The organism is Algoriphagus resistens, from assembly GCF_001442615.1.
Lineage (GTDB): Bacteria > Bacteroidota > Bacteroidia > Cytophagales > Cyclobacteriaceae > Algoriphagus > Algoriphagus resistens.
In genome coordinates, this window is the sequence record NZ_LMXN01000001.1 from 725,545 (window position 1) to 738,936 (window position 13,392).

Sequence of the window (13,392 nt, forward strand, 5' to 3'; positions counted from 1 at the left end):
AACTTTTAACTAATAAAGTTTTTGTTGGCTTCTAAATTGTGCTTTTATGAGATTAGTTGTTGCTGTCGCTTCTTTCCTGATTGTTTGTTCATGCGCCTCAAAAGAGCAGAAAAAAAAGACCGTTTCAGATCAGATCAGCGTTTCCCTGGATACTGTCATGATCGACGCAGGGGATGAGTTTCTGTATTTACAGGATCAATTGTATTCGTCTAGTTTAGCTGCTGACAAAAACGTGCTGTTCAACTTTAATTACAAAGAGTATAAGTTAGAGAAGATCGATCTGAACCGGCTTAGGTTGGAACAACTAACCAAATTTGAAAAGGAAGGGCCGGATGGTATTGGGTCTACTTATCCAAAATTTAAGGTTTTAAGCGACCAAAATTTACTTTGGTGGACCTACAGTTTCTATAAAATATTTGATCAAAAAGGGCAGTTTATCAGGGATCTGGAATTGGATAAGATAGCTGATGGGTACCTCGAAGGGTATGAATCTTATCTAATGGATCTTTTCTTGGACCAAAGTAACTCGGAGCGGGTTATAGGATTAATTAAACATTGGCAAAGCGGGAAGAGTTTTTTCCTTGACTTTGATTTAGCGAACCAAACCTTTAAAAAAATTGACTTGCCTGAGTTGGATAAAATCTCAGATTATACCGTTAAGCTACTTTCTGACGGACGCCCTGCAGGTGGGTATGGAGGATCGGTTTATTCCGTTCAGGCGAGTGATAAGATTCTTTTGAGTACAAATACCTTTAATGAGGTGCAGGTTTTCGATTTAACCACAGACAGTCTATACCATAAAGCGTGGGATACTTCATTGCTAGGATACAGGAGAACTTACCTACCTCCAAAATCAGTTGAACATTCCTCAGGAGAATTAAAAGAGATTGTAAGGAAATCAGAAGAAGATATATCCTATAAAGCGTTTTTCTGGGATCAGAAAAGTGAACGTTTTTTAAGGTTTTCTGAAAGAAAACATTTTGGTGAGGAGCTCACTGATTATGGAAGCTATGTTGCTATAGGAGCAGATGTATTCCTAAGCATATATGATAAGGAGTTAAACCTGATTTCTGAAGCCATAATACCGGAATTGACACAATCACCCAAGGTGCATTTTGCGAAAGATGGTAACATCTGGATGTTTGAGAACATTGCTGATGAACTGGCATTTGTGATCATAAAGGTTGGGGATATCGGAGCATAAAAAAATTAGGGGTCAGTCTTTGTATCTATCCGGACGGTCAGATGGACGCGCAGATCGAGGAGCTAAAAGTGTTCGGGAGAACGGTTACCGGAAAGCATCCCGAGAAGGGGATATTGTAGGGCGATTGATTTTCTGATAGTTAACTGATGATGGAATCCTGTCAGTTCACTTTTTGTAACATCCACAATTTAGTTTTTAGGCTGCTTTCAATTTACATATAACCAATAAAGTTTTTGTAACTTAAGATTCCAGAGACATAAAAACTATGATAGTTCAAGCGAAACAGTTACCTGAATTCAATGAATTGCTCTTGACCTTGAAGAGTAATTTCGAAAATTACTCAGTTTATACATTTGCCTCTAGGCCTACAAAAAGTATAATAGTTCGAAAATCTGCCTCCGTTGGGGTACAAATAACCGTTCATGATAATCAGATTAGGATTGATGCATGTTGCCCTAACATTTTTATATCAGCCCTAGTGGGGTTTATAAGCGCAGTTTTACCTCCATTTATTCATTTTGAAATGAAGATTTCAGATTTCTTGAAAAATAAATACAATCGATGAACTTGGTTAACAGCCAACAAACAAGACCACTTTTTACTTTCAACTAACCCTTACTTAAGCTATATGCACTATATTTGGAGTTTAATGCTTTAGTTATCGTTATTTAGAAATCGTTGAAATCATGCCTATGCTTCGTTTACTACTGACTTTTTTTTCATTTGTATTGATCACTACTGCTGTGTTTGCCCAGCAAGATGTGCCAAACTCCAAAGACCACCCACTTTTATCACGTTTTGAGGGATCCTGGATTTATAAGTACAATGTTAAGCAATTTGAAACCTATACTTATCCTACTAGTAGTGAATTGGTTGATTATAATAAGCTTAAAGAGTCTGAATCAATCGACGGGGAGTACACCTTTATCGAATACGCCTCTCCAGAGGGAGTCACTGCTACCCAAATTTACCGTACATATGAAACCCAGCTTACCAAGGCCGGATTTAAAATCGTCTTTAGTTGCCGGACTTCAGAATGTGGGGATATGCCGATGCATTTTGTAAGGGAGTACGTAGATGGGAGTACTGCCCTTGGCAATTCAATGGTGGGAGATAAAGGCTCATTTATAGTTGCTACAGGAAGCTATAAAGATGACCCTTATTATGTGATTGTGGTAGTGGGAGAGGACAGAAGGGATAACAATTCCAGATACCTTTTGAATATTATCAGGCAAGAAAATCTCGATACCGATAAAGTAGATGTGGCTTCAGTTACAGACAAACTTGAAACTGAGGGGAGATTTGCGTTTTATGGAATCCAATTTGACCTTAATAGTGCTGAACTCAAGCCAGAATCTACTGAAGCGCTTCAGGTTATGGCTGATTACCTTTCCGCAACTCCGGATTCGGAGGTCTTGATTGTGGGCCATACAGATAATTCCGGCAATTTTGAATTAAATATGGAATTGTCCCAGAAAAGAGCTGATGCAGTAGTGAAGAGGCTAAGTGCAGATTTTGCTATCGATGCCAAGAGACTTATTCCGGTAGGGGTTGGGATGGCTTCCCCTTTAGCAAGTAATGCAACAGAAGAGGGTAGGGAAAAAAACCGTCGGGTGGAGATGGTTTTAAAATAAGGCTCAATAGTACATACAGTTTGAATGTAGCTGCCTTTAGTAAGAGAATTGAATTTTTATTTCTAAGGTAGATTTGAATTCACAATGAAGAAGTTAGGCGGGATATTGATAGTGCTGCTTTTATTTTCGGGGTGTAATGCCTTTAAAGGTAATTTAGATCCTACCGGAACCTATAGTTTTGGATTGAGACCGATGGGGGAGGAAGATTCAGGTATAGGATACAATGGGTTGATTCAGGTCATCGGGATTGGCAACAATAAAATTGCCATGACCTTTGAAGTCAACAAAGGGGCGCCAAGTTACAATTCCGGTTCTTTTGTGGATACACTGGCTTATGCTGACAACAGGTCAATATTCACTATTCCGGCCATTGATCCTTCCTGCCGGATTACCTTTGAATTTGACAGAAAGGGAGTAGAAGTGAATGAAGAAGCGGATAATCTTAATTCTGCCTGTGGCTTTGGAAATGCTGTAGTAGCCAAAGGTTATTTCAAAAAGGTTTCAAAGAAAAAACCTGTTCTCAAAGCCCCTTTAACAGGCGAGACGTTGTAATGCACAAAAAGGATCTTTGCGCCACGATCAAAATTGTGCTATTGCCGAATAAACTATGCCCTTGATTATCCCCATCTGTATTGTCCGAGAGACACTTTTTCGTATGACCTGCGATTGCTATTGGTCTAAAACCCCCAACACCCATCGAACATCAAAAGGATCCGTTAGCTCAATCAGTTTTTGCTCATCGTAATTCCCGTCAAAAGGCTTCTTTTTAGTACCCGTCAGTTTTTCAATAAGTTCCCTTCTTTGCTCCCTGTCTCTACAGCCTAAAAAAACAGAAATGTAGTTCCCCAGCTTTCTTCCTTCGTTATGTACCAGGTCCGAACCATGAATGGTTATTCCCTCGGCAAGCAGCGATCCACTCACCACAATTTCCTTATTGGAAGGGAATTCTTTTTCAAAAGATTTCACCTGCAATACGCCCCCAAAGCAAGATTGGTAAAAGGTGAGTGCCTTTTTACAATTTCCGGAGAATGTTATAAAAACGGCACTCATTGCTTTCTTATCGGTATGTGTTATCATATTGGATCAAATCAGGCATCTGGAATTTCAGGTTCTACCAGCTTTATCAATTTATCCAGGGATTCCTGCCAGCCCAGATAGCACATTTCAACTGGAATAACATCGGGAATTCCTTCCTGTATCACGTTGAGTTCAGTGCCACATGAGACTTTTTGGAGCTGTATTGTGGTCGTCATTTCCCCGGGTAGATTCGGGTCGTCAAACCTATCTGTGTACTTAATAAGTTCGTTGGGCTTTATTTCCAGGTATTCGCCTCCAAAGGAATGGCTATTTCCTGTACTGAAATTAATAAAGGTCATGCTAAACGATTCCCCCAACTTAAAATTCATTTGCTGTACGGTACATAGAAAACCATAAGGAGGAAGCCAAAAGGAAATGGCCAGTGGGTCTGCAAATGCCCGAAATACCTTTTCGGGGCTTGCCTGAATTATTCTGTGTAATGAAACTGTGTTGTTTTTCATGATTATAGTATTTAGTTGGTTATTTACTTTTGGGTTTTGCCTTTGTCTCGTTTTCCTTTTTTCTAAAACCCACAATTTTCTTAATGAGCTGTTCAGGCAGTGGTTTTTCCATAGGAAATTGGATAACGGATTTGCTTGTTTTGTACCCCTGCAGATCAGTCTTGAAGTGTTCCCAAAATGCCTCACTGTAAGGATTCGATAAACTGATATGCTTAGCAAATGCACAGTAGTAGATCAGATAACCGTGGTATTTAAAACAGGGGATTTGATAGCTAATGGTTTCCTCTGCCTCAGGAACCAGGTCCTTAATGATTTTTCTGATGAGTTGCATTCTGTTTAAATGCTCACCGCTAAATCCCAGGTGGTAATCATCAATGGTTTGATAATCCGTCTTAGCCATGCCTATAAATCTTGTTGTTATAGATGTAGGAAACGGCAAGAATACCCAACACTATAAGAGGCAACAGCATGAATGAAAGGTTTTTGTCCACACAGGCATGACTGATAAATGCATAGATTAAACTAAAGGTCAGTCCCGCGTAAGCCCATTCCTTTAGCTTGGCCGGTACGCTGGGAACTGAAATAGCTATTACTCCCAACACTTTACTGAAAATAAGTGTATAGGCAAAGTAATCTGGGTAACCCAAGGGTTTTGTGCCTGCATTGACATATTCCGGGGCAAACAGTACGGTGCCAAGGGGCATCACCCCTTCCCAAAGTATCAGGATGATAGTCGCCGTCCAAAAGATTATTTTATTTTTCTTCATGGTAGTATTGATTATGGGTTGGTTGATTCAACATAGGTTACAAAATTGTTTAAAATGGCCTGCCATCCCTGTTTCTGAAATTCAGGGTCATTTTCGTTTTCCGCATCGAAGGTGGTTTCAATAAGGGTATTCCCATTTTGTTCAGAAAACAACGTTGTTGCCTTTCTTCCATCGCTCATTGTATAGGTAATCTCCTTATGCAGATCCACAGTATCATAGGTGCCTTCAAAATCGAACCCGAAGCTGCCATCTTTTGCTTCCATTCTATTCTTAAACTTTCCACCTACTGTCAGGTCGTTTTCGCTACTTGGGCAATGCCAGCTTGGATCAGGACTATTCCATTGCATAATATCAGCAGGGGTATTCCACGCTTTCCAAACTTTTGCCACAGGAGCATTTACTGTGGCTTCAACTTTAATTCTTGTTACTTGTGTCATGGTTTTAAGTTTTTATTGTTTACTAATTTGTATGATTCAAAATTACAACCGGCCAGGGAGTTATATATGTTGTGAAAATGACAATATCAGGGGTGGATAATGACAAGGCTATTCTTACATTAGGTAAATTTTTAATTTTAAGTGCAATGGAACCGAGCATGACTCAAGAGTCACACACTGGAATGATTATAAGGCATGGGAGATTCCAAATGACCTTTAAAAGACAAATTATAAACACATGAAAATTTCAGTCTTTGTCCCAGAGTATGGAGTAATTGAAGCGGTTACACCGCCTTTCCGAAGTTTTAATACTGCTAATGAGTTTTTAACAACATTTGGGAAAAAGCCAGTTTTTCACGTAGAATATGTGGGCTTAAACGAATATGTGCCGGCAAACAATGGTGAGTACACCATTAAGACAGATCGATTGCTTAAGGATGTGACGCACACCGATTTGCTTATCATACCCCCCACATTTGGCGATACAGACAAGGGTATACAGGCCAATTTGGAGGCAATTCCCTATTTTACAAAGTTGTACGCGAACGGGGCCCAACTTGCCAGTTTGTGCATCGGTGCTTTTCTACTGGCAGAAACAGGTTTGCTAAATGGTAAAAAATGCTCTACCCATTGGGCACATATTGAGGAGTTCAGGGAGAAATACCCAGAGGTGGAAGTTGCCGACGGTGCGATCATAACCGAACACGACAATATTTACAGCAGTGGCGGTGCAAGCAGCTTATGGAATCTGATATTATACCTGATCGAAAAGTTTTCCGACAGGGAAACCGCGGTAATGATTTCAAAATATTTTGCCTTGGATATGGGAAGGGACAGTCAATCGCAGTTCGCGATCTTCAGAGGCCAACGGTCCCACGAAGATTCGGAAATCCAACTTGTGCAGGATTATATTGAAGCGCATTATGAAGAAAAAATAACTGTGGAATGTTTGGCAAATTTAATCAATGCAAGCAGGAGAACCTTTGAGCGAAGATTTAAAGCTGCTACCAACAATACCCCTATAGAATATACACAAAGAGTAAGAATAGAAGCAGCCAAAAAATTCTTCGAAGCCTCTAGAAAGAATGTTTCCGAAATAATGTTTGACGTAGGCTACACGGATACCAAAGCCTTTAGGGATATTTTCAAAAAAATAACCGGACTTACACCCATTGAGTACAGGAATAAGTTTGCGCGTGTTGGTTATGAGGTTTGATGCGCTGTCATGTTTTTACTACTGAAAATCAATAGTACTATGGTTAATTGTGTACGAGGATTGTTTTGGGTCTTTTTTTTATTCATAGGTTCTAGCACGCTTTCCGCTGAGTCACTGCTTGAGTTCAGGGTGAACTTAGCTGGATATAGGACTCATTTGCCTAAGAAAGCGCTCCTGCTGAGCCAACAGAAATTGAAAGGTAAGATACTTTTGAAAAGAGCGGATGGAGAATCCATAGCAGTCTTTAAACCGACAGAACTGGCCTCAACATGGCATCCATTCTCCCATACCTATTCAATTGATTTTTCAGAAATTACAGATGATGGGGAATATTTTTTTGAGATCAGTGGCAGGCAAATCAAAAGTGAAGTGTTCTCCATTGGGGTATATCCCGATTGGCAGGAAGATGTGGTAGGTTTTATTAGGACACAGCGATGTGGTTTCAACCCGTTCACAGGGCAATTCTGTCATCAGCAGGACGGCCTGAGCTTTTTTGGGATCAAAGAAGATTCTACCAGAATAGATGCTACCGGGGGATGGCATGACGCAGGGGATCAGTTAAAGTATCTGATCACAGGCAGTAACACGGCCGCCAGATTACTGATGGCCTATCAAATGAATCCTGAAGCCTTTGCCGATGTGGTAAATGCCCGGGGCTTGGCAGGGGAAAACGGTATTCCTGATGTATTGGATGAAGCTAAATGGGGATTGGAATGGCTCCTTAAACTACATCCGGGACCAGGGGAGCTTTACCACCAGGTAGCCGATGACCGGGATCATCGTGGATTCAAACTCCCACATCAGGATAATGCAGATTACGGCTGGGGGCCAAACAGCTTCAGGCCTGTTTATTTTGCGGATGGTGAGCCGCAGGGACTGTCAAAATATAAGAGCGAGGCAACCGGAATTGCGAATCTTGCCGGGCGGTCTGCTGCTGCTTTAGCGCTGGGCTATCAGGTATTCAGCCAATTTAATAAATACCAGGTCTTTGCCGAGACCTGTTTGCAAGCTGCGTTGGATCTATATAAAATGGGGCAAAAGCAAGAGGGATACCAGCAAGGAAACAGTTTTTCGGCACCTTATCGCTATGAGGAAAATACCTGGGCCGATGACATGGAGTGGGCTGCTGCTGAGCTTTACAAAAGCACAAAACATGAAGATTTCCTGGATGAGGCACGTCGGTATGCTGAAATTATTACTACCTGGTCATGGATGGAAAGGGATACTGCGAGCCATTATGAGATGTACCCCTTTGTGAATATGGGGCATTACGCACTCTGGCAGGCAGGCACAGATGAGGATAAAGAGAAAATGGCGGGTTACTATGAGCATAACCTCCGGCAGATCCAGAGGCGGGCAGATAAAACCCCGTATGGCGTCGGCCACTTGTTTATCTGGTGCTCGAATAATCTGGCGGCAGCTGTGGCCACTCAGGCGATGCTTTATGAGGAGATGACAGGATCCCAGAAGTTCAGGCCTTTGATGCAGGACCATGTCAACTGGCTTTTAGGTCTGAACCCCTGGGGAAGCAGCATGATAACCGGATTACCGGAAGGTGCGGATTTTCCGTTGGATGTACACATGCCTTTTTGGAGAATTTTGAATAAATCAGTCAAAGGAAGCCTGGTAGACGGGCCTCTTTGGTCTACCATCCATGACCAAATGCTTGGAATAGAACTCGAGGAGGAAGATGAGTACAGCCATCTTCAACCCGCCCATGTGAAATATATGGATGATTGGATGGACTACAGCACCAATGAGCCTACGTTGGACGGATCGGCAGAATTGCTGATGATTCTTACCTTTCTGAGCAATGATTAGATCTCTTATTTCATTTTTCATCATTTTATTAGGCCATACGATCCAAGCGCAAGAGACAGTTGATGACTACGGTGCATTAATCAGATCTGATTCTAATCAAAAGATAATTTATTTGTGCTTTACCGGTCATGACTATTTTGAGGGATTTGACCATGTGTTAGCTGTTTTGAAAGAAACCGATAGTAAAGGCAATTTTTTTCTGACCGGAGATTTTGTCAGAGCTCATCCCGGGTTGGTTGCTGAAATCGCTGAAGCAGGGCACCTGGTGGGGGCTCATTCCGACAAGCATCTCCTGTATTGCGATTGGGATAAAAGGGATAGTCTGTTAATTCAACCAAATGAAATCCAACAGGATATTTCAGCAAATTTGAGTGCGCTGGAAAAGCTTGATATATCCCCTAAAATATTCATGCCTCCCTATGAATGGTATAATGCTGAGGTGGTGAAAATCGCCGCCGGGTTAGGCCAGACGACAGTGAATTTTTCACCGGGTACCCGTTCAAATGCAGACTATACTACTCCGGATATGAAGAATTATATCTCCAGTCCCGATATTTTAAAAAGTATTTATAGTTACGAATCCAGCTATGGATTGAATGGATTTCATTTACTTGTGCATCCGGGAACCGATCCAAAGCGGCAGGATAAATTCTACCTTCATCTTAAAAAGCTGGTTCTCGAACTGCGGGGGAGAGGCTATGGTTTTGGAAAATTTTAAAGCCCTGTCCAGCTCCTTAGTTCTTTGTAGTTTGGAAAGAACAGTAGCGTAGGACCAGGACAAATTCAACCGGCGCCCGATTATACAGGATAGGGGCAATGCAGCGCATGGCCCTGGCTAATCTATGGTTGATAGGGTCCAAGCACCACCAGCTTATCCCCTGATAAATCCACCTCAAACAAATGGGGAACTCTGTGATACCTGCCATCAACGGCTTTATGGCTGTGAACACCCATCAGCATTTTGTCATCCAATGATTTGAACAGCATACCGTGACCAAAATTAGGAGGAGTCACAGGCTCTTCTTCCTGAATCCAGGGGCCATGCAGCGTACCACTTTCAGAATAGGCCACCCCTTGTACATACACATCATATATCCAGCTTGTCCATAACATGCCTAAACGCCCGGTGCCCGTGCGGAATAAGAAAGGGCCATCCGTAACTTTGTTCGGGACATCATTTCCATTTGCATCCTTTTCCCTGCTCCATGGAGAATCACTCGCTTTAAAAAGTAATTCCCCTTCTCCCAGTGATCCGCTCAAATCAGGTTTTAACTCAATTTTTTCAATTGTACCATTGAGGTTTTGTAACCACTCGTAGCAATAAACCATGTAAGGTTTTCCATCAGTATCTATCCAGAATGTACCGTCAAGGGTAGGTTTGTCGGCCGGCAAATAGATGGGGTCTACCATAGGTACATATGGACCGCCTGGCTCACTGCTTACCAGTACATGACTGGCGCGGCGATCAATGATGTTTCCGGCTACCGTATCAATTTTTATAGTGGTATTGGTAAAGGTGGCGAAGTAATAATAGTTGTCCTGATATGTATGAAGTTCAGCTGCCCAAATCATAGGATCAGGTCCCATCCAAGAGCCGGGGTCGGTTTTAGTAACCTGATAAGGCCCTTCCCAATGCTTCAGGTCTTTACTTTTCCAAAGCATACCCCCCGTACCCGTCATATAGTACATCTGTGTGTTCCGGTCGGCTAAAATATACGGATCACTTAACCGGATAGAATCCAGAGGCAAGTTTTTTCTAAAGAACTGTTCTTGCTGCCCCATACAAATGGTAGCAAAAAATAAGCATAAAATTGTAAGAGAGAGCTTTTGACTAACAGCGGATAAGTTTAACTTCATAGGTTTATAACTGATTTTTTCTGGTCATATGGAATCTCGCGCGGCGCATAATCATTTCTCTGTAAGTTGCCTGCAACATGTTCGATTTCATGGTGTCATCAAATAGGATTGTCGGATATGAAATATCCCGGGGAGTTTTACACTAGTTATTGAAGGCTAAAGCCAGATCAGATCGTTAGGCAGCATACCAAACAATTAAAGTGAGTATAAGACTAAACATAAAACCTTCCTGTCTCCAAACTAAAAATAGATGTAATTTCTACGCAGTACAAGTACTAAACCACAAATCTACCCCACAATCGGGAGGCGCTCCTGTCCTGGGCAATGCCGACAGAAAAAAATCAAATAGTGTCCCCGTTTTAAGAATCCATTCGTCATAAGGGCAAACAACAAAACTTTAAAAAAAATGAAAGAATTCGCATTAATTTTCAGACTAAAAGACATTGCCGACTTTAAACCGTCCCCTGAACAAATGCAGGAGCGTATGAATTGGTTAGCCGGCATTGCGGCGCAGAACAAATTGGTAGACAAAGGCAATACGCTTTTGCCCATCCCGGGAAGTGCTAAAACTGTGAAACCCGGAAATGTGGTGACTGATGGACCTTATACCGAAATCAAGGAATTTATCAGCGGTTATATCGTGGTAAGTACTGAAAACATTGATGAGGCGGTAGAAATTGCCAAAGCCAATCCGATTTTCGATCAAGTGGGGGGAAATATTGAGGTCCGTGAAGTTTTAAAGCGCGATTAATATTGGCTAGTACTAAATCCCATAGAGAACTATTACCTCACTTGTTCCGACAGGAATATGCCAAAATGACGTCGGTTTTATGCCGTCATTTTGGCTTAAAGCATATTGAAATTGCTGAAGATATAGCAAGTGATACTTTTTTAAAAGCATCCGAACATTGGGCAATTAACGGAATACCAGATAACCCTACAGCCTGGCTTTACACAGTGGCCAAAAATAAAACCAAAGATTATTTCAGACACATTTCCGTTTTTGAATCACAGATCAAAGAGGCTATAAAACCAAATGAAATTGAGGGAGGACAGAATTTTGAGTTTAGCACTGAAAATATTTCGGACAGTCAACTGGCCATGATTTTTGCAGTATGCAATCCTTCAAATTCTACTGAAGCACAAATTTGTCTGGCACTTCAGATTCTTTGCGGATTCAGTGTTGAAGAAATTGCCAATGCTTTCCTGGCAAAGGCAGAAACAATAAAAAAACGCCTGCACAGGGCAAGAACCAACCTTCGGGATGATAATTTTCAGATCAACCCGTTGGGTGAAATGGAAATCAGAGGTAGGTTAGACACTGTTTTAAAGACTTTATATCTACTGTTCAATGAGGGATATTTTTCCAAAACGGCCAATCAACTAATCCGGAAGGATCTTTGCTCGGAAGCAATCAGGCTGACATTGGTATTGACAGAAAATACCTTTACAAACACTCCGGATACAAACGCACTACTGGCGTTAATGTGCTTCCAAAGTTCACGGTTACAGGCAAGGACAAACGACAGCGGCGAAGCCATTTTGTTTGACCAGCAGGATAAAAGTCTGTGGGACAAAACGCTGATTGGAAAAGGAAATTATTATTTGGTAAACGCCTGCCACGGAAATGAAGTTTCTAAATACCATTTGGAGGCAGGCATCGCTTATTGGCATACTAGCTCCACGGACGAAAACAAATGGAAGCATATTCTAGAGCTTTATAACCAGCTAGTCCTGACGGAGTATTCACCTGTCACTGCCCTGAACAGAACCTTCGCTTACGCCAAAGTTCACGGGCACGAAAAAGCCATCATCGAGGCCGTAAATTTACAATTGACAGACAACAGCGCCTATCATGGGCTTTTGGGTTACCTATATACAACAATAGACCTTGAGGTAGCAATCTCCCATTACCAACAAGCTGTTCAACTGACAAAATCCAGGTCAGAAAAGCAAACCCTGACCAAGGAACTAAACCGACTCAAAGAAAAGAACAGATGACAAGTGACTTTCTCTGAAGGGGCAGAGCGATCTATGGGTTGTAAACAAGCTAACCTATCTTTGATTGCTTTAGAAAGTCTTTCCATTTAAAGGATCCCGCCTTGCTGTTGGGACAAAGATTATACCTTTGGGTAAAGAGGTTATAGAAAATATCCGTTGAAGAATATTCATTAATCTCATTTGTTCTCCCCACTTGTTTCAGATATAAAGTGGCAATTTCATACATACTAAGTACTTCCGGCCCACCTACTTCAATTGTGGCATGTTGAGGGGTTTCCACGACCTCGGCAATGATATCCGCTGCGTCCTTGATATCAATTGATTGAAAGGACATTTGCCTTGGTATTTTGATCATAGTCTTATCAGGATCAACTAACGGTTCAAGGATTCTATGTAAAACAAAATCATGAAATTGTGTGATTCTGAGGATTGTGAAGGGGACTGTTGATTTTTTAAGAATATTCTCCGTCATGCTTTTGTTTTGATAGTAGGGGTAAGGGCTTTTATCCACGCCGACTATAGAGATGTATAGAAAATGAACAATCCTTTTTGGATCAATTGCCTGAAGCAAATTCAAGGTTCCTTTGTAATCAACATTTTCAGAATCTTTGGGATTGCTGGCGCAGTGAACAATAAGCTCAAAGTTGTTTAATTTATTTTTTAGACTTTCCGCTTTTGTCAGATCACCCATCAGTAATGAAATATTTTCCGGTAGTTCAGTGTTGTCCTTTGTGCTAAGCACAGTAATGCTATATCCTTTGTTATAAAGGGTTTTAACCAATTGTTTACCCAGATTTCCGGATCCTCCTGTAATCAGAATTTCATTCATAGGTTTATTTTTTATTTCTCAGCGGTCATATGGAATCTCGCATGCATTATAATCATCCAGTGTGTGACTCTTGAGTCATGCTCGATTT

Annotated in this window: 15 protein-coding genes; 8 read left to right on the forward strand and 7 right to left on the reverse strand. The window is 41.4% G+C overall.

The genetic code is table 11. From position 1 onward, the window contains the following. Positions 1–46 precede the first annotated feature (46 nt). The 3 genes from AS141_RS03030 (at position 47) to AS141_RS03045 (ending at position 3,390) form a co-directional block, all read left to right on the forward strand. On the forward strand, positions 47–1,204 hold the full coding sequence (locus tag AS141_RS03030) for a DUF4221 family protein (RefSeq protein WP_057936126.1): 1,158 nt from the start codon (positions 47–49) through the stop codon (positions 1,202–1,204). Positions 1,205–1,896: 692 nt separating this feature from the next. Further along, positions 1,897–2,838: an OmpA family protein gene (locus tag AS141_RS03040; protein WP_198293480.1), complete on the forward strand. Its 942-nt coding sequence runs from the start codon at positions 1,897–1,899 to the stop codon at positions 2,836–2,838. An 84-nt stretch (positions 2,839–2,922) separates the two neighbouring features. Then, complete coding sequence (locus AS141_RS03045; protein WP_057936129.1) at positions 2,923–3,390, forward strand: hypothetical protein; 468 nt, start codon at positions 2,923–2,925, stop codon at positions 3,388–3,390. Positions 3,391–3,507: 117 nt separating this feature from the next. Here the strand turns inward: AS141_RS03045 and AS141_RS03050 are convergent, their stop codons facing one another. Genes AS141_RS03050 through AS141_RS03070 form a run of 5 tightly spaced genes read right to left on the reverse strand, consistent with a single transcriptional unit; the run spans position 3,508 to position 5,580 of the window. After that, positions 3,508–3,915: a VOC family protein gene (locus AS141_RS03050; RefSeq protein WP_057936130.1), complete on the reverse strand. Its 408-nt coding sequence runs from the start codon at positions 3,913–3,915 to the stop codon at positions 3,508–3,510. An 11-nt stretch (positions 3,916–3,926) separates the two neighbouring features. Beyond that, complete coding sequence (locus AS141_RS03055; protein ID WP_057936131.1) at positions 3,927–4,376, reverse strand: SRPBCC family protein; 450 nt, start codon at positions 4,374–4,376, stop codon at positions 3,927–3,929. A 19-nt stretch (positions 4,377–4,395) separates the two neighbouring features. Beyond that, positions 4,396–4,776 (reverse strand): iron chaperone, encoded by a 381-nt coding sequence (locus tag AS141_RS03060; protein ID WP_057936132.1) that lies wholly within the window; start codon positions 4,774–4,776, stop codon positions 4,396–4,398. Then, a complete protein-coding gene (locus AS141_RS03065) occupies positions 4,769–5,143 on the reverse strand; it encodes a DoxX family protein (RefSeq protein WP_057936133.1) in 375 nt (124 codons plus the stop codon). Before AS141_RS03065 ends, AS141_RS03060 begins: the two co-directional genes overlap by 8 nt. An 11-nt stretch (positions 5,144–5,154) precedes the next feature. Continuing rightward, positions 5,155–5,580 carry an SRPBCC family protein gene (locus AS141_RS03070; RefSeq protein ID WP_057936134.1) on the reverse strand — a complete coding sequence of 142 codons (426 nt, stop codon included), beginning with the start codon at positions 5,578–5,580 and terminating at the stop codon, positions 5,155–5,157. Between the two features lie 238 nt (positions 5,581–5,818). Between AS141_RS03070 and AS141_RS03075 the strand changes: the two genes are divergently transcribed. The 3 genes from AS141_RS03075 to AS141_RS03085 are packed head-to-tail and all read left to right on the forward strand — an operon-like array spanning position 5,819 to position 9,335. After that, on the forward strand, positions 5,819–6,796 hold the full coding sequence (locus AS141_RS03075) for a GlxA family transcriptional regulator (RefSeq protein WP_057936135.1): 978 nt from the start codon (positions 5,819–5,821) through the stop codon (positions 6,794–6,796). Between the two features lie 39 nt (positions 6,797–6,835). Continuing rightward, a complete protein-coding gene (locus tag AS141_RS03080) occupies positions 6,836–8,617 on the forward strand; it encodes a glycoside hydrolase family 9 protein (RefSeq protein ID WP_087149378.1) in 1,782 nt (593 codons plus the stop codon). Next, positions 8,610–9,335 (forward strand): polysaccharide deacetylase family protein, encoded by a 726-nt coding sequence (locus AS141_RS03085; protein WP_057936137.1) that lies wholly within the window; start codon positions 8,610–8,612, stop codon positions 9,333–9,335. The genes AS141_RS03080 and AS141_RS03085 overlap by 8 nt, the downstream gene beginning before the upstream one ends. A 122-nt stretch (positions 9,336–9,457) precedes the next feature. Here the strand turns inward: AS141_RS03085 and AS141_RS03090 are convergent, their stop codons facing one another. Then, positions 9,458–10,474, reverse strand: a complete 1,017-nt coding sequence (locus AS141_RS03090) for a glycoside hydrolase family 43 protein (protein WP_082632147.1) — start codon at positions 10,472–10,474, stop codon at positions 9,458–9,460. Positions 10,475–10,880: 406 nt separating this feature from the next. Here AS141_RS03090 and AS141_RS03095 point away from each other — a divergent pair, with 406 nt between their 5' ends. Next, complete coding sequence (locus AS141_RS03095; RefSeq protein WP_057936139.1) at positions 10,881–11,225, forward strand: YciI family protein; 345 nt, start codon at positions 10,881–10,883, stop codon at positions 11,223–11,225. Positions 11,226–11,227: 2 nt separating this feature from the next. Then, a complete protein-coding gene (locus AS141_RS03100) occupies positions 11,228–12,475 on the forward strand; it encodes an RNA polymerase sigma factor (RefSeq protein ID WP_082632148.1) in 1,248 nt (415 codons plus the stop codon). A 49-nt stretch (positions 12,476–12,524) separates the two neighbouring features. On the opposite strand, the gene AS141_RS03105 is transcribed toward AS141_RS03100, so the two are convergent. Then, on the reverse strand, positions 12,525–13,304 hold the full coding sequence (locus AS141_RS03105; protein WP_057936141.1) for an SDR family oxidoreductase: 780 nt from the start codon (positions 13,302–13,304) through the stop codon (positions 12,525–12,527). Positions 13,305–13,392 lie beyond the last annotated feature (88 nt).

Coding starts and splice junctions, on each gene's coding strand:
- AS141_RS03055 (WP_057936131.1), bottom strand. CDS start 4,376: ATGAAAAACAACACAGTTTCATTACACAGAATAATTCAGGCAAGCCCC.
- AS141_RS03040 (WP_198293480.1), top strand. CDS start 1,897: ATGCTTCGTTTACTACTGACTTTTTTTTCATTTGTATTGATCACTACT.
- AS141_RS03045 (WP_057936129.1), top strand. CDS start 2,923: ATGAAGAAGTTAGGCGGGATATTGATAGTGCTGCTTTTATTTTCGGGG.
- AS141_RS03060 (WP_057936132.1), bottom strand. CDS start 4,776: ATGGCTAAGACGGATTATCAAACCATTGATGATTACCACCTGGGATTT.
- AS141_RS03050 (WP_057936130.1), bottom strand. CDS start 3,915: ATGATAACACATACCGATAAGAAAGCAATGAGTGCCGTTTTTATAACA.
- AS141_RS03085 (WP_057936137.1), top strand. CDS start 8,610: ATGATTAGATCTCTTATTTCATTTTTCATCATTTTATTAGGCCATACG.
- AS141_RS03105 (WP_057936141.1), bottom strand. CDS start 13,304: ATGAATGAAATTCTGATTACAGGAGGATCCGGAAATCTGGGTAAACAA.
- AS141_RS03090 (WP_082632147.1), bottom strand. CDS start 10,474: ATGAAGTTAAACTTATCCGCTGTTAGTCAAAAGCTCTCTCTTACAATT.
- AS141_RS03095 (WP_057936139.1), top strand. CDS start 10,881: ATGAAAGAATTCGCATTAATTTTCAGACTAAAAGACATTGCCGACTTT.
- AS141_RS03030 (WP_057936126.1), top strand. CDS start 47: ATGAGATTAGTTGTTGCTGTCGCTTCTTTCCTGATTGTTTGTTCATGC.
- AS141_RS03065 (WP_057936133.1), bottom strand. CDS start 5,143: ATGAAGAAAAATAAAATAATCTTTTGGACGGCGACTATCATCCTGATA.
- AS141_RS03075 (WP_057936135.1), top strand. CDS start 5,819: ATGAAAATTTCAGTCTTTGTCCCAGAGTATGGAGTAATTGAAGCGGTT.
- AS141_RS03070 (WP_057936134.1), bottom strand. CDS start 5,580: ATGACACAAGTAACAAGAATTAAAGTTGAAGCCACAGTAAATGCTCCT.
- AS141_RS03080 (WP_087149378.1), top strand. CDS start 6,836: ATGGTTAATTGTGTACGAGGATTGTTTTGGGTCTTTTTTTTATTCATA.